Below are 20821 nucleotides of genomic sequence, written 5' to 3'. Positions count from 1 at the left end.
GCAGGCGGCGTGACGACGACGGACGGCGGCGTTCCGGACGGGGATTCGATCGGCGCGGCCGGCGGCACGCCGAACGGCCCGGACGGCGGTTCGCCGGGCGGATCGGGCGGCGGCTTACCCGGCGGGCCGGGTAAAGGGTCGCCGGGCGGCTTACCGGGCCGCTTACCGGGCCGCGGGGGGAGGGGCCGCACCCTCACCCGGCGCGGGCTCCTCGTCGGTCTCGGCGCGGCCGGCGGCGCGGGCGCGATGTACGCCGCGATGGGCGCGCTCGGCCTCGCCCCCGACCGGCAGACCAGGGACTACACCCCGCCCCGAAAGTCCGACTTCACCTTGAACGGCCGGGCCGGGGCCACGGTCGTGATCCTCGGCGCGGGCGTCGCCGGGCTCGCCTGCGCGTACGAGCTGGGCAAGGCGGGCTACGACTGCACGATCCTGGAAGCGCGCGACCAGGTCGGCGGGCGCAACCTCACGCTCCGGCACGGCGACCGGCTTCCCGAGATCTCCGGGAAGACCCAGGAGGCGGCGTTCGGCGAGGGCGTCTACTTCAACGCGGGCCCCGGCCGCATCGCCCAATGGATGATCACCCTCGACTACTGCCGGGAGCTGGGCGTCCCGATCGAGGTGTTCGTCAACGAGAACCCCAGCGCCTACGTCTACACGAGCGGGATGCGGGCCCCGCTCCGGGCGCGCACCGCCCGCGCGGACACCTACGGCTACATCAGCGAGCTGCTGGCCAAGGCGACCCACACCGGCGCGCTCGACCGGCGGCTGACCGCGCAGGACAAGGAGCTGCTGCTCGATTTCCTCTCCGCCTTCGGCGACATCGGCGACCGGTACGCGTACACGGGGACCGAGCGCAGGGGCGAGCCCGCGGGCGCGCCGCCGTCCCTGAGTGAGGTGCTCGGCTACCGGATCGGGCGGTCGGTGAGTTTCGGGCTCGCCTATGACCAGGCCATGCCGATGCTCCAGCCGGTGGGCGGCATGGACGCGATCGTCACCGGGCTCGTCAAAGCGGTCGGGGCGGGCCGGATCCGCACCTCGGCCCCGGCCACCCGGATCACCAATCGCCCCGACGGCGTCGAGGTCGCGTACAAGGGCGGGTCGATCCGGGCGGACTACTGCGTCGCCGCGCTGCCGCCGCACATCCTCGCGCGGATCCCCGGCAACCTCGACCGCCGCACCGTGGACGCGCTGTCCACGCCGAAGCCGCTGCCCTCGGGCAAGATCGGCCTGGAGTACCGGACCCGCTGGTGGGAGGAGCAGGACCACATCTACGGCGGCGTCACCGAGACCGACCTCGACATCCAGCACATCTGGTACCCGTCGTACGGCTTCCACGGCCGGAGCGGCCTGATCGTCGGCTACTACAACACCGGAGCCGCCGCCGAGCTCTACGGAGGGCTCGCCCACCCCGAGCGGGAGCGGCGCGCGCTCGCCCAGGGCGCGAAGATCCACGGCGGCACGTACGGCCACGGGCTCCGCTCCAGCGTCTCCATCGCCTGGCATCGGCAGCCGCACATCGAGGGCGGCTGGGTCGGCTGGCCGTCGTACGAGGGCGGGTTCGCGCACCTGCAGAAACCCGACGGCAGGGTCTACTTCGCCGGGGACTGGCTCACCCATCTCGTCGCATGGCAGGCCGGATCGTTCGAGTCGGCCCGTAATGTGGTCACCCAACTGCACGACCGTGTGTTGAAGGAGTCGTAGATGCTCGACTGGGTGCCCGCCGCCGACCGCGTTGATCTGCTCGCCGCCCCCGTGGCGAAGACGGCGCCGCAGACCGGCGTGGAGCTGAAGGTCGCCGAGATCGATCCCGAGCTCTCCGACACCGCCGCGTTCTGCGAGCGGTACGGCGTGGCCCTTGAGGACTCGGCCAACTGCGTCATCGTCGCGGGCAAGCGCGGCGGCGAGGTCCGGTACGCCGCCGTCATGATCCTCGCCGACGACCGGGCGGACGTGAACGGCGTGGTGCGCCGCCACCTCGACGTCCGCAAGGTCTCCTTCGCCCCGCAGGCGGAGGCGGTCGAGCTGACCGGCATGGAGTACGGCGGCATCACCCCGATCGGCCTCCCCGCGGACTGGCCGGTGCTGGTGGACGAGAAGGTGACTCAGCGGGACTTCATCGTGATCGGCAGCGGCGTGCGGCGCTCCAAGCTGGCGTTGTCCGGCAAGGCGCTGGTCGAGGCGACCGGCGCGGAGGTGCTCCCCATCGCCCTCTGACCGTTCCCGCGCGGATTTTGTGCCGGCGCGGGAAACCTGATGCCGCCGCCATACGTTGTCATGACCAGGAATGTGGCGCGTTGGTTCAGTCATGGACGGTGCTTTAGTCGGTATGGTGCTTACGCCATGAATCAGGACGACCGACTGGGCCCCTACCGGCTGCTACGGCGGCTCGGTGAAGGCGGCATGGGCGTGGTCCATCTCGCCCTGGATCCGCACGGGAGGCAGGTGGCCATCAAGGTCCTGCGCCCGGAGGTCACCCAGGACGACCTCGCGCGCAGGAGGCTCTCGCGCGAGGTCGAGACCATGCGGCGGGTGCGCAGCCCGCACATCGCGGAGGTCCTCGACGCCGACGTGACCGGCCGCCGGCCGTACATCGTGACCCGCTACGTGCCGGGCCGCCCGCTCGACGAGCTCGTCAAGCAGGACGGTCCGCTCCCCGTGGACGCCCTGCTGCGGGTGGGAGCCGGTGTGGCCGAGGCGCTCGCCGCCGTCCACGGGGCCGGGGTGATCCACCGCGACCTCAAGCCGGGCAACGTCCTCATGCTCGACGGCCGTCCGGTCCTGATCGACTTCGGCATCGCCCAGGGCGTCGACGCGACCCGGCTCACCCAGACCGGGATGTTCATCGGCACGCCCGGCTACCTCGCGCCCGAGATCATCGAAGGGCACGAGGCCGGGCCCGAGGTGGACGTGCACGCCTGGGGCGGCACGCTCCTCTACGCCGCCACCGGCCTGCCGCCCTTCGGCAAGGGCACGCTCGAGATGATCTTCTACAACATCACCTCCGGCAAGGCCAACGTGAGCGCGGCCCCCGCGCTGATCCAGCCGGTGCTGCGCGCGGCGCTCCAGCGCAACCCGGCCAGGCGGCCGACCGCGGTCGACCTGAGCCGGCAGGTCACCCAGCTCATGCCGCGCGCCGGCAGGGTGCGCGTGCCCGACGAGATCTCCACGGTGCCGAACGTCGACGAGACGACCGGCCGTTCGATGCCCGTCACAGGTGCCGCCATGCGGCCGGCGCGCCCCGCGGAGGCCCGGCCCGCGCCGTCCGCCGACCCGGTGGAGACCCAGCCCGCGCCGCCCGCGAATCCTGGGCAGCCGACGCCCGCCCAGCCGCCCGCGGAGGAGTTCGTCTCGCTGCTCGACCAGGGCGCGTCGCCCGGCGGGGCCGGCGACCCGTTCCCGACCGTGCGGGTGACCGGCGACGACCTGCGCCGGGCCGGCCTGTCCGCGACCGGCGCGACCGGCGCGCCTGCCGCGGACGACGCGCCCACGCGGTACGCGCCGCCGACGGGCTCGGCCACGACTCCGCCTCCCGCGGCGGCGAACCCGGCGAGCCCGGCGGCCCCGCCGTCCGGGACACCCTGGGCGCCCGCGCCCGCGACCGGCGAGACCGACGTGCCCACCCGCCGCGTGCGGCCCGAGGAGCTGCGCGGCGCGCACGGCCCGCACGCGCTCTTCGAGCAGGCGCCCGAGATCTACGAGCAGACGCCGCAGGTCGGACAGCCGCATCCCCCGCCCTTCCAGCCGACCATGCGCGTGCCGCCGCCTCCGGTGGCCGCCGCCGGCTCCGCGCCCGCCACGCCGCTCCAGCGCTCCAAGGCGTACGGCGTGGCCGCCGCGATGCTGCTCCTCCTGGTGGTCGCCCTCACGGTGATCGCGCCGCTGCTCGTCACGGTGCTCGTGCTGCCGATCACGATCCTGCTCCGCGCCGCCGACATCGCGCAGCCCCAGCTGAACGCGCACAGGCCGCCCGCGGCCGCGGCGACGGACGTGGTGCGCGTGCTCGGCCGGCCCGACGCGTTGCTCAAGTCGGTCGGCATCACGATCGCGCTGGTGCCGTACGCGCTGATCCTCGGTCTTCCGGTGACGCTGCTGCTCACCGTGCTCGCCACCAAGATGTCCACGCTCGACGCGCTCAGCTGGGGGATCGCGGTGGCACTCTGGACGGTATGCGCGGGGCCGGGAGTGGAGGGTCCGAGCAGGCAGGTGCGACGCACGATCGCGTCGCTGCTGCCGACGAGAAGCGCGGCGACGGCGCTGGCCTGGGGGGCCGGAGCGGTCGCCGCGGCGGTGACGGCGATTGCGCTCACCGGGCTGATGGGTAAACAGACAGGGGGACACTTCATGGGTCCCGTCAACGTGCCCTCGGTGGTGCAGGACCTGAACCAGTTGCGTAACAAAGCAGGGAATCAGTGACGGGGGACGGACATGTCGGCGACTGAGGCTCCGGAGCGGATCGGCCCTTACCGGCTGCTTCGCCAGCTCGGCGAGGGCGGCATGGGGGTGGTCCACCTTGGCTTGGACGAGGAGGGGCGTCAGGTCGCGGTCAAGGTGCTGCACCAGCATGTCGCGTCCGACCTCAAGGCGCGCGACCGGCTCACCCGCGAGGTCGAGACCATGCGGCGGGTGCGCAGCCCCCGCGTGGCCGAGGTTCTCGACGCGGACCTGATCAGCGACACGCCCTACATCGTGACGCGGTACGCCCCCGGGCGCACGCTGGAGCAGGCCGTCCTCGAAGACGGCCCGCTGCCGGATGACGACGTCATCCGGCTGGCCCGCGGCCTGTGCGAGGCGCTGGTCGCCATCCACGCCGCCGACGTCATCCACCGGGACCTCAAGCCGGCGAACGTGATGCTCGTGGCCGGCGAGCCGCTGGTGATCGACTTCGGCATCGCCCACCTGGTGAACGCCACCCGGCTGACCCAGACGGGCATGTTCGTCGGCACCCCCGGCTACCTCGCGCCCGAGATCATCAGAGACACCGAGATCACCCAGGCGGCCGACGTCCACGCGCTGGCCGCCACCGTCTTCTTCGCGGTCTCCGGCAAGCCGCCGTTCGGGTCGGGCACGTTCGAGTCGGTCTGCTACAACATCCTCGAAGGCAAGGCGCAGATCGATCTCGCGCCGCCGTGGCTGCACGACTGGATGCAGAAGGCGCTGGCCACCGACGCCACCACCCGTCCCACGGCCTCGTCGCTCCTGCGGCTGTCCCGGGCCCTCGACCCGTCCGTCACGGTTCTGCGCGAGGTCGCCCGCGACGGCGGCACCAAGATCCTCGACGCGTCCGCGCTCAACGGGAAAACGCCGGTGGACGGCACCCGGATGCTGGACGACGCCGCCGTCTCGGCCGCACAGGGCAGGCCGTCCGCGGGACGGGACGACGACAGCTACTCCGACCTGCTGCCCCCGGTGAACTACGTCGAGCCGGAGCGGACGCGCAGGGAGCCGCGTCAGCCGAGGCAGGCCCCCGCCGTCGTCCCGCCGCCCCTCAACGGGTACCCGCCGGGGCAGCCGCCGCCGTACCAGCCGGGGCCGTCCTACCCGCCGCCGTTCCCGGACCAGAGGGTCGCCGGCTATCCGCCGCCTCCCGCCACGGGCGCCGGGCCGCAGGTCGCCCCGCCTCCGCACGTCGCGCCGCCCGCCACCCAGACCGCGCCTCCCGTCCCGACCGGCCCGTCCGCGCAGGCCCGGCCGTACGCGCCGGAGCAGGAGCGGCCGCGTTACCGCACCGGGCACCCGATCCTGGCCGGGCTGCTGCTCACCGTCCTGGTGGCGCTGGCGTGCGTCCTGCCGGTGACCGTGAGCCTGTTCGCGATCGTGGCCGCGCTCTGCCTTCGGGTGGCGCATTATCTGCTCGGCGACCTCGCCGCGCGCCGGTCGGTACGCGGCAGCAGCGGGGCCGACCCGATCCTCGCCGTGCTGGGCACCCCGTGGGCGCTGATCAAGTCGGCCTTCGCGACACTCGTGCAGGTGCCGCTCGCCGCGATGTTCGGCATGTGTGTGTGGGGCGTTCTGGTCTACATGGGCAAGATGGGCACGGATCCGGCCGCGGCCTACGCGGCCGGCGCCTTTGTGGCCGGACTGTTCGTGCTCCCCGGCGGAGGCGCGCCGCGCAAGGCGGTCGCCCGCGCGCTGACCGGCGCGATCCGCAGCCCCGGCGCGGGCATGGTGGTCGCCCTCGTCGTCGGCACGGTGGCGTTCTTCGCGGTCATGACGGCGCTCTCCGCCGGCCCGTCCTGGGTCCCGTGGCGCCCGCCGTCCGTGGCCATCGACGACGTCGTCGGCAGCCTGAAGGCGAGGGGCCAGGACACCGTCGTCAACTTGATCGGCGGACTGATCGGGGACATCACGAAGAGGATCGGTGGGGCAGTTCTCCCTTTCTAGACCTAACCAGTCCTTAGAGAGTCCTTTGGGACCGGCCGGGCACCATGGAATGGGGGGGCGAAGGGAGCGGGATGGGGTCGCCGAACGGTGGACAGCTCGGGCCGTATCGCCTGCTATCCCAACTCGGGGCGGGCGGCTTCGGCGAGGTTCACCTGGCGCTCGACACCGAGGGAAGGACCGTCGCCGTCAAGGTCCTCCACCCGCACGTCGCGGCCGACTCGCTCGCCCTCACCCGGCTGGCCCGCGAGGTCGAGACCATGCGCCGGGTGCGCGGGCCGCACATCGCCGAGGTTCTCGACGCCTCCCTGAGCGGGCAATATCCGTACATTGTGACGCGGTACGTCCAGGGCCGCCCGCTGAGCTCGGTGCTCGCCTCACACGGCCCGATCCAGGGTGAGGACCTGCTGCGGCTCGCGCGCGGCCTCGCCGAGGCGCTGGAGTCGATCCACCGGGCCGGCGTGGTCCACCGCGACCTCAAGCCGGCCAACGTGATCCTCGCCGACCACGAACCCTTCGTGATCGACTTCGGCATCGCCTGCGCCCAGGACGCGGCCTCGGTGACCGCGTCCGGTGCCGTGGTCGGCACCCCCGGCTACCTGTCCCCCGAGGTGCTGGAAGGCGCGGAGGCGGGGCCGGAGGCCGACGTGTTCGCCTGGGCCGCGACGCTCGCCTTCGCCGCCTCGGGGCGGCAGCCGTACGGGAGCGGACCGCCGGCGGCCGTCGCGTACCGCGTGGTGCACCACGAGCCGGACCTGTCGGGCGTGCCGGACTGGCTCGCCCCCCTGCTGCGGGAGGGCCTTCAGGAAGACCCGGGATCCCGGCCGGTCGCCGCCGAACTGGTGGCGCGGCTCGACTCGATCGCCCCCTCGGTCGCGGACGCCGCGCCGCCCACCCCGGCGCCGCTGCTGGCCGCCCCCATACCCCACGACAGGGGGCCGGACAGGTACGACGGGAGGCCGTCGCGCAGGCATCACGCCGACCACGTCAGGGACAGGGACGCCGTGCCGACCGCGATCTCCGGCGAGACGACCCGGGAGTGGAAGCCGCGGCGGGTGAACAACCGGCTCAGATCGGTGGAGGAGGCACGCGCCCGCCACCGGGAGCGGATCCGCAGACGCTGGGTGATCGGCACCGGCGTCTTCGCCGGGCTGATCGCCGCCTCGGCGAGCCAGTACTTCCCCGAGGTCTCCCTCCTGATCCTCGTGCTGTACGGCCTGGGCGTGCTGATCGACGCCGGGTTCGGGCTGCTGGCGAAGTCGCGGACGCGAGTGCTCGTCGATCTCGCCGGCGGGGCGGGCGTGGTCGCGCTGTGGGCGGTGCTGAGCAGCGTCTTCAGCCCGCTCACCCTGCTGCTCGCGGTGGGCGGCGTCCTATTCCTGCTCACGATCATCGCGCTCGCGAGTTGATTTGCGCTCGCTGCGCTCGCGCGGGCTCGGGGCGCCTAAGGGTCGTGGAACAAAGTTCGGTAGGGTGAGAGAGCGGGTCGTCTGGTGATGAAGAGCACACCGGGCGGAGCCGTACATCCTGGAGGTTTGCAGCGAAACTACCCGCGGGTAACATGTGGGAGCATCGGGCGCCCCGCTCGCGCCCGAAGCACCCGATGTAATCCAGCTCACGGGTACCTGGCAGTCTGAGCGGGGACGCGCATACCCCATGCGCGGCCAGCGTAGAGCCGTACGGAAACGGGAGGTCGGCCACCGGCCATGAACATCGTCGTCTGCGTGAAGCAGGTCCCCGACACTGCGACCGAGCGTAAGTTGAGGCCCGATGACAAGACGCTCGACCGGGACGCCGTCGACGGCGTCGTGAACGAGCTCGACGAGTACGCGGTCGAGGAGGCGCTGCGGCTCAAGGAGGCTCACGGTGGTGAGGTGACCGTTCTCACCATGGGTCCCGCCAAGGCCACCGAGACCATCCGCAAGGCGCTCGCGATGGGGGCCGACAAGGCCGTCCACCTGAGCGACGACGCGCTGCACGGCTCGGACGCCCTGTCCACCTCGTACGCCATGGCCCAGGCCCTGAAGAAGATCGGGTTCGACCTGGTCATCCTCGGCTCTGAGTCCACCGACGCCCGCACCGGCGTGCTGGCGGCGATGCTCGCCGAGCGGCTGGGCGCCCCGCAGCTCACGCTGGCGCGCAAGGTCGAGGTCAACGGCTCCGCCATCGCCATCGAGCGGATCACCGACTACGGCTACGACAAGGTCGAGGCCACGCTCCCCGCCGTCGTCTCGGTCGTGGAGAAGATCAACGAGCCGCGATACCCGTCCTTCAAGGGCATCATGGCCGCCAAGAAGAAGCCGGTCGAGGCGCTCGGCATCGCTGATGCCTCCGTCGACGCCTCCGCCGTCGGCCTGGCCGCCGCCTACAGCGAGGTGGCCGAGTTCGCCGCCGCCCCGCCGCGCGCCGCGGGCACGATTGTCAAGGATGAGGGCGACGGCGGGGTCAAGGCCGCCGACTTCCTCGCGTCGAAGAAGTTCATCTGAGGGGCCCCGAGATGAGTGAGATCCTGGTTCTCGTCGAGCACGTCGACGGAGAGATCAAGAAGGTCACCCTCGAGTTGCTGACCCTGGCCCGCACGCTGGGCGAGCCGTCGGCGGTGTGGGCCGGCCCCGGCTGCGGTGACGCCGCCAAGGCCAAGCTGGCCGAGTACGGCGCGGACAAGATCTACGTCGCCGACAGCGACGAGGTCGTGAACTACGTGGTTGCCCCCAAGGCCGAGCTGCTGGCCCGGCTGGTGGCGGACAAGTCGCCCGCCGCCGTCCTCGTGGCCTCCACCATCGAGGGCAAGGAGGTCGCCGGCCGGCTCGCCGTCAAGACGGACTCCGGTGTGATCACCGACGCCGTCGGCCTCGGTGAGGGCTTCGTCGCCGACCAGTCGATCTTCGGTGGCGGCGTCAACGTCCGCAGCCGCGTGACCAAGGGCACCCCGATCGTGGCGGTGCGTCCCAACTCCACCGCTCCCGTCGCCGCCGCCGGCGCGGGCGCCGAGGAGAAGGTCGAGGTCGCCCCGTCCGAGGCCGCCCGTGCCGCGAAGATCGTGGAGCGGGTGAAGGAGGAGAAGGGCGCGCGTCCGGAGCTCACCGAGGCCGCGATCGTGGTCTCCGGTGGCCGTGGCGTCGGCTCCGCCGAGAACTTCGCCATCATCGAGAAGCTGGCCGACTCCCTCGGCGCGGCGGTCGGCGCCTCGCGTGCCGCCACGGACGCCAAGTGGTACCCGCACCAGTTCCAGGTCGGTCAGACCGGCAAGACGGTGTCGCCGCAGCTCTACATCGCGGCCGGCATCTCCGGCGCCATCCAGCACCGGGCCGGCATGCAGACCTCGAAGACGATCATCGTGGTCAACAAGGACCCCGAGGCCCCGATCTTCGAGATCGCCGACTTCGGCGTGGTGGGCGACCTCTTCCAGGTCGTGCCGCAGCTCACCGAAGAGATTGAGAAGCGCAAGTAAGCTCCACGAGATCTACGGGCTCGACGGAACGGCGCCGCACGCATCGCGTGCGGCGCCGTCGCCGTAATGGCCCCGTTCGTTCCGTGTTCCACTGCCGCACGCCGGGATCCCGGCAGGGTGTCGAGCGCGCGGGACCTCAGCGGGCGGAGCGCGGGGCGGCTCCCAGGACGCCCGCGACGACGCCCGCCATGGCCGCGCCGCCGAGGAGGGCCGGGCCGTGCAGGTTCGCCAGTACGGCGAGCACGAGCCCCGTCGCCACGACGATCGCGGGAAACACCGGGAGCGGCAGCCGGTTCCGATGGGCGATCAGTTGCGTTCCCGCCGCGCCGATGACCGCCGTGGCGACGATCACGGTGACGGAGCCGGTGAAGATCCCGCCGACCAGGAGCAGGGCGTAGAAGGCCGCCACGGATCCGGCGAACCGGTCCGCCCGCCCGAGCGCGACGGCCACGGCCAGCCCACCGGCCAGGCCGCACACCCCGATGGAGTTGCCCGCGTCCACCAGGCCGAGCCACGTGCCCGCGGCCTGTCCCGCGGCCGCGCCCGCCAGATAGCAGGCGATCCAGCGGACGGGCCCGAGGGCGCGTTCGGCGATGACGCCGAGCACCAGGAGCGAGACGAGGTTGAAGGCGGCGCCGACCGGGCCGCCGCCCTGGACCAGGAGCGAGGTCCCGAGCCGCCACCACTCGCCGTCCGCGATGCGGGCGGGATCGCGCCGCAGCGCGGTCTCCAGCGAAGGGAGAGCGAACTGCAGCAGGCTCGGGACTGCGGTGACGGCGAACGCGGCCGCCGTGGCGGCGGGGAACTTCTTCACGCCCGAAAGCGTGTCAAAGTCCCCGCGGATCCGGCAGGGGGAGATGCAGTCATCTCCCCGGGACAAATGTCACATCAGGCCGCGACCGGCAGCCTCTCCTCGGTCTCCACGCGGAGCTCGGCGGGAGCCGTACGGGCCCTGGAGAGGAAACGGGTCGCGACGGCGATCAGGATGCCGAGGACGACCGCGGTCACCATCGCCACGCGCAGGGACGTCGCGCCGGACAGGAAGCCGATCACCACGGGGCCGAGCAGCAGTCCGGCGTATCCCATGGCCCCGGCCTGCGCGATCGCCGGGCCGGGGGTGTCGGTGACGGTCCCCGCCAGCGACATGGCCATCGGGGAGATCGTCGCCACGGCGATGCCGACGAAGAGCATCGCGGACAGGGCGACGACCGCCGACGGAGCGATGACGACCACGGTGAAGGTCGCCGCAGTGGCCAGCCCGGAGAAGCCCATCAAGCCCGCCGCGCCGAACCGCATCCTGAGCCGGTCACCGGACAGGCGGCCGAGCAGCATGCCCGCCTCGAAGATCGGGTAGCCGAGCGCGGCCAGGGACTCGGGCGCCATGAGGGTGTCCCGCAGGAACAGGCCGTTCCAGTCCGCGACCACGCCCTCGACCATGAACGCGCCGAAGGTGATCGCGCCGAGCAGGTAGACGATCCTCGGCATCCGGCGGCGCGGCCCCTGCGCCTCCTCGGCGGTGACCCGGTCGGCCAGGTACGTACGGCTCAGCGCCACGGACACGGGCAGCGCCAGCGCGGCGACGATCGCCAGGTGCGCGGTCAGGGACAGGCCCGCCGCGATGGCGGCGGTGCCGACCAGACCGGCCGAGATCGCCCCCACGCACCAGCCCGCGTGCATGCCGCTCATCAGCGGCCTGCCGTACGCGCGTTCGACGGTCGACCCCTGGGCGTTCATGGCGATGTCGACCGCGCCGAAGGCCATGCCGAACATGAAGGCGGCCCCGACGAGCAGGGGGAAGGACGGCGCGAGCCCGACCAGCAGCAGCGTCGCCGCGCACAGGGGAGCGGCGACGCGCAGTACGCCTCCGCTGCCCGCTCTGGCCATGATCCCGCGCATTGACTGCATGGCCAGCAGCGCGCCGAGACCCCACGCGAGGAGCGCGAGGCCGACCGACGACTCGGGGATGCCGAGTTTGTCGGTCAATGCGGGGATACGCACGGTAAACGTCCCGCAAAGCAAGCCGCCGAGCACGAAGGTGAGGATCGCCCCCCAGCGGGCCGTCCTCAAAGCGCGGGTCATTACAGGCTCCTATCTCAGTTGCGCGGAGGTCTCCAGGGGAGGAGAGCATCGCGAGTTCCGGGTTCCAGGGGATGGAAGGGGTGGGGAGTGCGGCCATGGGCCGGATGGGTCAGGCGGCCCGAGATCGTTCGGGGTCCGCCTTGACGCGCGTCCAAGAACGTTCAATCACGTTCAGGTTCGAACGCGTTCACGTGCGTTCGAGCGCGCGGTGGAATGCGGGCGAACGTCGTCCGGCCTCGATCGGGGATCGAGGCGGGCGCGGTTCGCCGGTGGACGGCTGGAGGGGGTTAGAGAAGGTCGAGCAGGCGGCGGCGCAGCTCGGTGTACTCGAGCAGATCCGGCACGTGAGTGGCGACGTCCCAGATGCCCTCACAGGCGAGCCGTACGATCCGGGACATCCCCGGGTCGGGCTCACGGTCCAGGTCCTGGCTATGCCAGCGGGCCATCGCCTCGCGTAGCGGCACGAGGAGCGTGGGGTCGCCCGCCGCGCCGGTCACCACGGCCCATCGTCGGAGCCGGCCACTCTCGACGGCCTGGAAGGTCGCTTTGAGATAAGCCGTGGTGTAGTCGCTCTCGCCCTGTGCCTCGATGAGCGCGTCGAACTCGGCGATCAGCCGCTCGATCAGGCCCTTGATCAGGGCTTCTTTGGTGCCGAAGTGATAGAGAAGGCCGCCTTTGCTGACGCCGGCGCGCTCAGCCACCGCGGCCAGGGTGAGGCCCTGGGCCCCCTGGTCGCAGAGCAGGCTCTCCGCCGCATCCAACAAGTCGTCTCTTCTCACTCTGGTTACTGTACCGTCTGGACGGTTCAGTTGGCAATCCGGGGGGTGGCCTTTCCGGGGGCACGGTTAGGCTTAGTTGGCTGAGGACAGATCGGGAGGGGTCGTGGGAACCGCCTATCTTGACCATGCCGCCACCACGCCGATGCTGCCCGAGGCAGTGGAGGCCATGACCGCGCAGCTCGGTCAGGTCGGTAACGCCTCGTCGTTGCACGCGTCCGGTCGCCGCACCCGCCGGGTGGTGGAGGAGTCGCGGGAGACCATCGCGAGCGCGGTGGGCGCCCGGCCCAGCGAGGTCGTCTTCACTTCGGGAGGCACCGAGGCGGACAATCTGGCGATCAAGGGGCTGTTCTGGGCGCGGAAACGCCGGCGCGTCCTGATCAGCGCGATCGAGCACCACGCCGCACTCGACCCCGCCCACTGGCTGGGCGACCGGCACGGCGCCGTGGTCGAACTGCTGGAGGTCGACGAGCGCGGCCTGGTCCACCCCGAGACACTGCGCGCGGCCATCGCCCGCGACCCTGGCGACGTGGCCCTCGTCAGCGTGATGTGGGCCAACAACGAGGTCGGGACGATCCAGCCGATCCAGGTCCTCGCCGCCATCGCGCACGACCACGGCATCCCGTTCCACACTGACGCGGTGCAGGCACTCGGCCAGCTGCCCGTCTCGTTCGCCGAGTCGGGGGTGGACGCCATGACGATCTCCGGGCACAAGGTGGGCGGTCCCATGGGCGTCGGGGCGCTGCTGCTGGCCCGGGGCATCGACCCCGAGCCCGTGCTGCACGGCGGCGGCCAGGAGCGCGACGTACGCTCAGGGACGCTCGACGCGCCCGCCATCGCGGGCTTCGCGGCGGCCGTCGAGACCGCGGTCAAGCACCGCGAGGTCACCGCCGAGCGGCTCACCGCCCTCCGCGACGACCTGATCGAGCGGGTACGGCAAGCCGTGCCGGACGTCATCCTCAACGGCGATCCGGTGAACCGGCTCCCCGGCAACGCGCACTTCTCGTTCCCGGGGTGCGAGGGCGACGCCCTGCTCATGCTCCTGGACGCCAAGGGGGTGGAGTGCTCGACCGGCTCCGCCTGCTCGGCGGGGGTGGCTCAGCCGTCCCACGTCCTGATCGCCATGGGGCAGGACAGCGCGCGCGCCCGCGGCTCGCTGCGCTTCTCGCTCGGTCACACCTCCACGAAGGCGGACGTGGACCGCCTCGCCGAGGTGATCGGCAACGTCGTCGAGCGCGCCCGCCGCGCCGGACTCACCTGAGCACCATCACTCATCACGACGCCCAGCCCGCGCGAGCACCATCAATCGTCACGATGCCCAACCATCACGCTCGGGGCGCGGCCGTGCCCCGACTGAGGAGCGAGTGGGCTGCGGAACGAGCGACTCCGCGAGGGGCGCGGCGGTGTCTGGACTGAGGAACGAGTGGGGAGCGAGGGACGAGCGACTCCGAGTGACGAGGGAAGACATCGACTGAAGGCGCCCCGAGCCCGCGCGAGCGAAGCGAGCGCCATAGGCACTGTCAGGTCAGGAAGTGCGCGACCGCGCTCCATGAGGGGTCGCTGTCGGCGTCGATCCAGGTTTGGCCCTCGTCCCAGCCGGACACCAGCTCCTGGATCCGGCTGGTGGCGTCGCTCGCCGGGTCGGCGTAGACGTGGAGGACCCGGGTGCCCTCCGCGCTCAGGTGTGCGACGAGGGCGGCACAGCCGTCCGCCTTGAGCCGGGCACTCAGCCGCTCCTCGAAGTCGCGCAGCGCGTCGAGCGAGGCGCCCGTGGGCTGCCCGTTCTCGTCGGCGTTCACGTACGGCAGCGTGACGCCGATGTGCTGGTCGAAGAGCGGGTGATCGACCGGACGGAGCGGATAGAGCGCGGCGGCGGTCAGGGGGCGGCCGCTGGCGGTCTGGCCCTCCAGCAGCGCCCACTGCTCGTTGCGGAAACCGTCGGCGACGTCGGCGACCACGGCGGGGAGATGGATCGCGGGGATCGCGTCGATCGGCTCGAACTCGGCCGCCACGATGTCGCCGACCCAGCGGGCCACCTCGTCCTCGCCGAGCAGTCGGTCGAGGGCGAGAAGGGTGACGTCCATCCGTGTCTCGTCATCCACATCCGGAAATATCGGATGAAATGCGGAAACGTCCACGCGAGGCGTCCCCGGCGGCACCCGCAGGCCGAGCACCAGCCGGTCGATGCCGAACGGCCGGCCCGCGACCTGCGTCGTGAACTCCGCCGCGAGCGGATCAGCCTGGCGCGACGGATGGAACTCCCACTCGGGGTCGGCAGGTGCCGCCAGCGCCCACCGATGGGCGAAGGAGCGCAGCTCGGGGTCGCCCGCGGCACTGACCACGAGGGCGCGCGGTGCCGTGAGCCCCGCGACGATCTCCCAGACCAGCGACGGGTGCAGCGCGGCGACGGCCCCGCCGATCGTCTCGTCGAGGCGCGCGGTGTCTCCCGCCTCGACCAGTGCGTCGATCTCGGGACGGGCGTCCCGCCACCAGGTCCAGAACTCCGTTATGGCCTCGGCCGGGTCCACCGGCTCGCTCTTGCGGCCGAACAGTCGCATGACCGCCGATCTTTTCAGGTCCCCACGCCGGGTGCCAACGCGGGAGCTGCGTTTATGGCGCTCGCTTCGCTCGCGCGGGCTCGGGGCGCCTTCAGTCGATGTCTTCCCTCGTCACTCGGGGCCTCGTTCCTCAGCCCGCTCGTTCCTCAGTCCAGACACCGCCGCGCCCCGAGCGTGATGGTTGGGCGTCGTGATGATTGATGGTGCTCGCGCGGACTCGGGGCGCCCCCTAGCTGTCGTGTGTGCGGCCGATCGAGGGGGCGTCGGAGGCGGGTAGCCTGAAGGCCTATGGCTCTTCGTGTGCTGGCCGCCATGTCCGGCGGCGTCGACTCCGCGGTGGCCGCCGCTCGCATCGCCGAGGCAGGCCACGATGTCACCGGCGTCCACCTCGCCCTGTCGTCCAACCCGCAGTCATACCGGACCGGCGCGCGGGGCTGTTGCACGATCGAGGACTCCAGGGACGCGCGGCGCGCGGCCGACGTGATCGGCATCCCCTTCTACATCTGGGACATGGCCGAGCGGTTCCACCGCGACGTCGTCGAGGACTTCGTCAACGAATACGCCGCCGGCCGTACGCCGAACCCCTGCCTGCGCTGCAACGAGAAGATCAAGTTCGAGGCGGTGCTCGATCGGGCGCTCGCGCTCGGCTTCGACGCGGTCGCCACCGGTCATCACGCGCGTCTGGTCGACGGTGTGCTCAGCCGGTCGGTCGATCCGGCCAAGGACCAGTCGTACGTCCTCGGCGTGCTCACCAGGGAGCAGCTTTCCCACGCGATCTTCCCGCTGGGCGACTCCACCAAGGCGCAGGTGCGCGAGGAGGCCGCCCGCAGGGGGCTGACGGTGGCCGACAAGCCGGACAGCCACGACATCTGCTTCATCGCCGACGGCAACACGCGCGCCTTCCTCGCTGACCGCCTCGGGTCCGCCGAAGGGCCCATCGTGGACGCGCTCTCCGGCGAGGTCGTCGGCACCCACGCGGGCGCGTACGGCTACACCGTCGGGCAGCGCAAGGGCCTGCACATCGATCGTCCGGCGTCCGACGGACGGCCCCGATACGTGCTGTCGGTCGAGCCGGTCTCGAACACCGTGACCGTCGGCCCGCGCACCGCGCTCGAGGTCACCTCGATCGTCGCGACCCGGCCCATCTGGAACGGCCCTTCGGGCGAGCCGCGAGAGCCGATCGCCGGCACGGTGCAGTTGCGCGCGCACGGTGAGGTGTACGGCTGCCGTGCCCAGCTCTCCGGCGCCGACCTGCACATTCACCTGGACGCCCCGGCCACGGGGGTCGCCGCGGGCCAGGGCGCGGTGCTGTACGACGGCGACACCGTGATCGGCTCGGCCACCATCGCCTCGGCGTCCTGAGTCCCTTCACCGGACTCCAGAGGACGTACGGCGCTGCCGCGGGCCGCATGGCGGTCCGGTGCGATGGCGTGCCGAGCGCGGACCATGCCCCATCGCCAGGGGCCGGACGCGTGCCCCAGCGCCGGTGCGCCGGTCCCGGACAGGTCCCGCGTGCCCGGGAGTGAGCGGGCCCGGGAGTGAGCGGGCCCGGGCACACGGGCGGGGTGGGCTACCGTCGCTTCACACCAGGTCGACGGACTCGCCGACGGGAACGCGCCGGATGTCGGCCTTCTGCTTGTCGGCCTCGGCGCCGAGCCAGCCGTCGATCAGCTTCTGGCCGAACTCGTTCACCAGCCCGTCGTGCGTCGAGTACGCCCGCGCCGGACGCACCTCGCGCAGGTAATCCACCGTCTCCCTCAGCTTCAGCCAGGGCGCGTTGGTGGGGACGAGCAGGGTCGGCACCTCCACGCCCGGCGAGGTCAGCGCGTCACCGGGGTAGAACACCTCCTCGTCGACCAGGAAGCCGACATTCTGGACAACCGGAATGTCCGGGTGGTTGAGGGCGTGCCATTCGCCGATCACCTTCACGCCGAACCCTGCCGTGGTGAACGCGTCGCCGTCCCGCACGACCTGGACCTTCGCCGGGATCTCGCCGAGCTGGTCCGCCACCGCCTGGCAGGTCCAGATCTCCAGATCCGGGCTCGCGGCACGCAGCAGGTCCGTGTCGACGTGATCGAAATGTTCGTGCGTGATGAGGACGGCGTTCGCCCCGTCGAGGAGCCCTTCCCCGCTGAACGCGCCCGGGTCGATCACCAGGGTCGCGTCGTCCTTCTCCAGCCGCCAGCAGGCGTGGCCGAGTTTGGTGAGTCTCATCCTCCCTAAGCTAATGGCGTGAACGACTTCCCTTGGGCTGAAGCAGCCGCCACCGGCGTCGGCTCGCATCCAGGAGACGACCACGTCGAGGCGCTCCGCGTGGTCTTCGGCGAGCTGTCGATGCCGTACCTGCCCGAGCTGCCGGGCCGGGGCGTCGGCGCGGACATGATCGGCAGGACGGCGTCGCTGCTGGTGGAGCTGCCCGTGGAGGTGCAGCCGTCCGGGTGGCGGTTCGCCGACCGGCCGGGGCGCGACTTCAAACGCGCTCGCGACCACCTCTCCCGCGACCTTGACGCCCTCGAAGAGGTCGCCCAGGGCTACACGGGTCCGTTGAAGGTCCAGGTCTGCGGGCCGTGGACGCTGGCGGGCGCGGTCGAGCTGCGGTACGGCGACAAGACGCTCGCCGACCCGGGAGCCGTACGCGATCTGGTGGACTCGCTCGCCGAAGGCGTGGCCGCGCACGTGGCGGAGGTGCGCAGACGCGTGCCCGGCGCGGAGATCGTTCTGCAGGTCGACGAGCCCGGCCTGCCCGGCGTGCTCGCCGGAACGGTGCGGACCGCGTCCGGATTCGGGCGGCTGCCCGCGGTGGAGCCGGCGCCCGCGGCCGAGCGGCTCAAGACGGTGCTCGGCGCGGCCGAGTCGAACGGCTCCGCCCCCTTCCCGATCGTCCACTGCTGTGCTCCGAACGTCCCCTTCAAGGTCCTGCGTATGGCGGGTGCGCGGGGAGTCTCGCTCGACGCGGCGCTGCTGCGCCGCCGGGACGAGGACCACATCGGTGAGGCCGTGGAGGCGGGCATCGCGTTCCTGCTCGGGGTCGTCCCCGGGACGGATGTCCGGCTCCCGGACATCGGCGTGGTCGCCAGGCCCGCGACGGAGCTGTGGCGGCGGCTCGGCTTCGCTCCGGCGCGGCTGGCCCGTCAGGTGGTGCTCACCCCCGCGTGCGGGCTGGCGGGAGCGTCCCCCGCGTACGCGCGCGCGGCGCTCGCCACCTGCGCGAAGGCGGCCCGGGTGTTGCGTGAGGACCCGGGCGAGTAGCTGTTCGCCAGGGTGACGACGCGCCGGGGGAGCCCCGCCGGGAAGGTATGAGCACGCCCTGTGCTCCCGTAGCGTTCTTCCAGGGGTCGTGACGAGGGGAGTTGGCATGGACGCCGAGGTCGAGGGCGCGCCGGCGGCGGCGCGAGAGCGGCACGCGGAGCTGGCCGAGCTGGCCGAGGAGGCCAACTGGCGTTACTACGTGCTCGACTCGCCGACCGTCAGTGACGCTCAGTACGACGCGTGGATGCGGGAGCTCAGGGAGCTGGAGCAGGAGCATCCCGATCTGCGCACGCCCGACTCGCCCACGCAGAAGGTCGGGGCGCCGATATCGACCGAGTTCGCCGCCGTCGAGCACCTTCAGCGCATGGAGAGCCTGGACAACGCGTTCGACGACGACGAGCTCACCGCCTGGCAGGCGCGGGCCGAGCGGCTGGCCGAGGCCGATCCCGCGCCGTACCTGTGCGAGCTCAAGATCGACGGCCTCGCGGTCGCGCTGCTGTACGAGAAGGGACGCCTGGTCCGGGCCGCCACCCGGGGAGACGGCCGCACCGGCGAGGACGTGACGCCCAACGTGCGCACCGTGCGGGGCGTGCCGCACCGGCTGACCGGCGTCGACGTGCCCGATCTGGTCGAGGTGCGCGGCGAGGTGTTCCTGCCGGTCGAGGGGTTCCGCCGGCTCAACGAGCAGCTCATGGACGCGGGGAAAGCGCCGTTCGCCAACCCGCGTAACTCCGCCGCGGGCTCGCTGCGGCAGAAGGACCCCCGGGTCACCGCCCAGCGCCCGTTGCGGATGATCGTCCACGGCGTCGGCAAGTGGGAGGGCGCCGAGCCGCCGGTCACCCAGTCCCATATGTACGACCGGCTGAAGAGCCTCGGGCTCCCGGTCAGCGACCGGTACCGGGTGGTCCACGGCCTCGACGAGATCCGCGAGTTCGTCAAGTACTACGAGGAGCACCGGCACGACCCCGAGTACGAGATCGACGGTGTGGTGGTCAAGGTCGATCGGGTCGCGGTGCAGCGGGAGCTCGGCTCCACCAGCAAGTCGCCTCGGTGGGCGATCGCGTTCAAGTACCCGCCGGAGGAGGTGACCACCAAGCTCCGCGACATCCAGGTGGGAGTCGGGCGCACCGGTCGCGTGACGCCGTACGGCGTGATGGAGCCGGTGGTGGTGGCCGGGTCCACGGTCGAGCGGGCCACTCTGCACAACGCGTCCGAGGTGGTCCGCAAGGGAGTGCTCATCGGCGACACCGTCGTGCTGCGCAAGGCGGGTGACGTGATCCCCGAGATCGTGGGGCCGGTGGTGGATCTGCGTACGGGGGACGAGCGCGCGTTCGTCATGCCGACGCACTGCCCCGAGTGCGGCACCGAGCTGGCCTACGAGCGGGAGGGCGACGCCGACCTGCGCTGCCCCAACACCCGCGCCTGTCCGGCCCAGCTCCGCGAGCGGCTTTTCTTCGCGGCGGGGCGCAACGCGTTCGACATCGAGGGGCTGGGATACGTCGCGGCCACCGCGCTCACCCAGCCGCTTCCGCCGCAGGAGCCGCCACTGCGCACCGAGGCCGACCTGTTCGACCTCACCGTCGAGCGGCTGCTGCCGATCAAGTCGGTGGTCCTCGACCCGGACAGTGGGCTGCCCAAGGCCGATGCCGAGACCGGCGAGCCCAAGGTGGTGTCCTTCTTCGCCACCGTGTCCGGCGCGCCGAGCAAGAACGCGGAGAAGATGCTGGAGGAGCTGGAGCGGGCCAAGGACCAGCCGCTCTGGCGGGTGTTGGTCGCGCTGTCCATCCGGCACATCGGCCCGCCGACCGCGCGCGCCCTCGCGGCGGAGTTCCGGTCGCTCGACGCCATCGCGAAAGCTTCGGAGGAGGAGCTGGCGGCGGTCGAGGGCATCGGTCCCCGCGTCGCGGCCGCCATCAGGGAGTGGTTCGAGGTCGACTGGCACCGCGAGATCGTGGACAGGTGGCGGGCCGCGGGTGTCCGCATGGCCGACGAGCCTCCGGCCGATCAGGGCCCGCGCACGCTTGAGGGCCTCACCTTCGTGGTCACCGGCACGCTCGCCGGGTTCACCCGGGACGAGGCCGGCGAGGCCATCACCAGCCGGGGTGGCAAGGTGGCCGGCTCGGTGTCGAAGAAGACCGGCTTCGTGGTGGTGGGCGAGAATCCCGGTTCCAAGTACGACAAGGCCGTGAAGCTCGGCGTGCCCATCCTCGACGATCAGGGGTTCCAGGTTTTGCTGGAGCTGGGCCCCGAGGCGGCCGAGGCGGTCGCCAGGCGCGGCGAGGGCTGACCTCTCGGCCGCCGGCGCGCCATCGGGGGGCGCCGGCGGC

Annotated in this window: 16 protein-coding genes; 11 read left to right on the top strand and 5 right to left on the bottom strand. The window is 71.9% G+C overall.

Going from position 1 to position 20821, the window contains the following annotated elements:
* Positions 1-9 precede the first annotated feature (9 nt).
* The 7 genes from AWQ71_RS02305 (at position 10) to AWQ71_RS02275 (ending at position 9832) form a co-directional block, all read left to right on the top strand.
* Positions 10-1704 (top strand): flavin monoamine oxidase family protein, encoded by a 1695-nt coding sequence (locus AWQ71_RS02305; protein WP_369407181.1) that lies wholly within the window; start codon positions 10-12, stop codon positions 1702-1704.
* Entirely contained in the window at positions 1705-2217 is a 513-nt protein-coding gene (locus tag AWQ71_RS02300) for a YbaK/EbsC family protein (protein WP_067125588.1), read from the top strand.
* 126 nt (positions 2218-2343) lie between these two features.
* Positions 2344-4416 (top strand): serine/threonine-protein kinase, encoded by a 2073-nt coding sequence (locus AWQ71_RS02295; protein WP_067125585.1) that lies wholly within the window; start codon positions 2344-2346, stop codon positions 4414-4416.
* Between the two features lie 12 nt (positions 4417-4428).
* Positions 4429-6384: a serine/threonine-protein kinase gene (locus tag AWQ71_RS02290; RefSeq protein WP_067125582.1), complete on the top strand. Its 1956-nt coding sequence runs from the start codon at positions 4429-4431 to the stop codon at positions 6382-6384.
* 71 nt (positions 6385-6455) lie between these two features.
* Entirely contained in the window at positions 6456-7790 is a 1335-nt protein-coding gene (locus AWQ71_RS02285) for a serine/threonine-protein kinase (protein WP_067125579.1), read from the top strand.
* 297 nt (positions 7791-8087) lie between these two features.
* Positions 8088-8867 carry an electron transfer flavoprotein subunit beta/FixA family protein gene (locus AWQ71_RS02280; RefSeq protein WP_067125576.1) on the top strand — a complete coding sequence of 260 codons (780 nt, stop codon included), beginning with the start codon at positions 8088-8090 and terminating at the stop codon, positions 8865-8867.
* 11 nt (positions 8868-8878) lie between these two features.
* A complete protein-coding gene (locus tag AWQ71_RS02275; protein WP_067125573.1) occupies positions 8879-9832 on the top strand; it encodes an electron transfer flavoprotein subunit alpha/FixB family protein in 954 nt (317 codons plus the stop codon).
* Between the two features lie 136 nt (positions 9833-9968).
* On the opposite strand, the gene AWQ71_RS02270 is transcribed toward AWQ71_RS02275, so the two are convergent.
* The 3 genes from AWQ71_RS02270 to AWQ71_RS02260 all read right to left on the bottom strand — a co-directional run bounded on the left by AWQ71_RS02270 (position 9969) and on the right by AWQ71_RS02260 (position 12690).
* The gene (locus AWQ71_RS02270; RefSeq protein ID WP_067125570.1) at positions 9969-10646 is read right to left on the bottom strand and encodes a rhomboid family intramembrane serine protease; all 678 of its coding nucleotides are present in this window, start codon (positions 10644-10646) and stop codon (positions 9969-9971) included.
* Positions 10647-10720: 74 nt separating this feature from the next.
* Positions 10721-11911, bottom strand: a complete 1191-nt coding sequence (locus tag AWQ71_RS02265) for an MFS transporter (protein WP_067125567.1) — start codon at positions 11909-11911, stop codon at positions 10721-10723.
* A 287-nt stretch (positions 11912-12198) separates the two neighbouring features.
* The gene (locus AWQ71_RS02260; RefSeq protein ID WP_067125564.1) at positions 12199-12690 is read right to left on the bottom strand and encodes a TetR/AcrR family transcriptional regulator; all 492 of its coding nucleotides are present in this window, start codon (positions 12688-12690) and stop codon (positions 12199-12201) included.
* A 103-nt stretch (positions 12691-12793) separates the two neighbouring features.
* Here AWQ71_RS02260 and AWQ71_RS02255 point away from each other — a divergent pair, with 103 nt between their 5' ends.
* The gene (locus tag AWQ71_RS02255) at positions 12794-13948 is read left to right on the top strand and encodes a cysteine desulfurase family protein (protein WP_084258347.1); all 1155 of its coding nucleotides are present in this window, start codon (positions 12794-12796) and stop codon (positions 13946-13948) included.
* Between the two features lie 259 nt (positions 13949-14207).
* Here AWQ71_RS02255 and AWQ71_RS02250 read toward each other — a convergent pair whose 3' ends face one another.
* On the bottom strand, positions 14208-15245 hold the full coding sequence (locus AWQ71_RS02250; RefSeq protein ID WP_067125561.1) for a DUF695 domain-containing protein: 1038 nt from the start codon (positions 15243-15245) through the stop codon (positions 14208-14210).
* Positions 15246-15533: 288 nt separating this feature from the next.
* On the opposite strand from AWQ71_RS02250, the gene mnmA reads away from it, so the two are divergent.
* Positions 15534-16607, top strand: coding sequence for a tRNA 2-thiouridine(34) synthase MnmA (mnmA, locus tag AWQ71_RS02245; RefSeq protein WP_067125558.1), 1074 nt, complete (start codon positions 15534-15536; stop codon positions 16605-16607).
* A gap of 219 nt (positions 16608-16826) precedes the next feature.
* Here mnmA and AWQ71_RS02240 read toward each other — a convergent pair whose 3' ends face one another.
* Positions 16827-17459, bottom strand: coding sequence for an MBL fold metallo-hydrolase (locus AWQ71_RS02240; protein ID WP_067125555.1), 633 nt, complete (start codon positions 17457-17459; stop codon positions 16827-16829).
* Between the two features lie 18 nt (positions 17460-17477).
* Between AWQ71_RS02240 and AWQ71_RS02235 the strand changes: the two genes are divergently transcribed.
* Positions 17478-18494: a methionine synthase gene (locus AWQ71_RS02235; RefSeq protein WP_067125552.1), complete on the top strand. Its 1017-nt coding sequence runs from the start codon at positions 17478-17480 to the stop codon at positions 18492-18494.
* Positions 18495-18600: 106 nt separating this feature from the next.
* Complete coding sequence (gene ligA / locus AWQ71_RS02230) at positions 18601-20781, top strand: NAD-dependent DNA ligase LigA (RefSeq protein WP_067125549.1); 2181 nt, start codon at positions 18601-18603, stop codon at positions 20779-20781.
* Positions 20782-20821: the final 40 nt, after the last annotated feature.

This window comes from Microtetraspora malaysiensis, assembly GCF_001528665.1.
GTDB lineage: Bacteria > Actinomycetota > Actinomycetes > Streptosporangiales > Streptosporangiaceae > Microtetraspora_A > Microtetraspora_A malaysiensis.
This window is presented reverse-complemented; position numbering and strand designations above follow the sequence as displayed.

Bases quoted from the DNA above. Each gene is read 5' to 3' on its own strand.
- AWQ71_RS02275 (WP_067125573.1), top strand. From the start codon at position 8,879: ATGAGTGAGATCCTGGTTCTCGTCGAGCACGTCGACGGAGAGATCAAG.
- AWQ71_RS02295 (WP_067125585.1), top strand. From the start codon at position 2,344: ATGAATCAGGACGACCGACTGGGCCCCTACCGGCTGCTACGGCGGCTC.
- AWQ71_RS02280 (WP_067125576.1), top strand. From the start codon at position 8,088: ATGAACATCGTCGTCTGCGTGAAGCAGGTCCCCGACACTGCGACCGAG.
- AWQ71_RS02285 (WP_067125579.1), top strand. From the start codon at position 6,456: ATGGGGTCGCCGAACGGTGGACAGCTCGGGCCGTATCGCCTGCTATCC.
- AWQ71_RS02290 (WP_067125582.1), top strand. From the start codon at position 4,429: ATGTCGGCGACTGAGGCTCCGGAGCGGATCGGCCCTTACCGGCTGCTT.
- AWQ71_RS02240 (WP_067125555.1), bottom strand. From the start codon at position 17,459: ATGAGACTCACCAAACTCGGCCACGCCTGCTGGCGGCTGGAGAAGGAC.
- AWQ71_RS02250 (WP_067125561.1), bottom strand. From the start codon at position 15,245: ATGCGACTGTTCGGCCGCAAGAGCGAGCCGGTGGACCCGGCCGAGGCC.
- AWQ71_RS02300 (WP_067125588.1), top strand. From the start codon at position 1,705: ATGCTCGACTGGGTGCCCGCCGCCGACCGCGTTGATCTGCTCGCCGCC.
- mnmA (WP_067125558.1), top strand. From the start codon at position 15,534: ATGGCTCTTCGTGTGCTGGCCGCCATGTCCGGCGGCGTCGACTCCGCG.
- AWQ71_RS02265 (WP_067125567.1), bottom strand. From the start codon at position 11,911: ATGACCCGCGCTTTGAGGACGGCCCGCTGGGGGGCGATCCTCACCTTC.
- ligA (WP_067125549.1), top strand. From the start codon at position 18,601: ATGGACGCCGAGGTCGAGGGCGCGCCGGCGGCGGCGCGAGAGCGGCAC.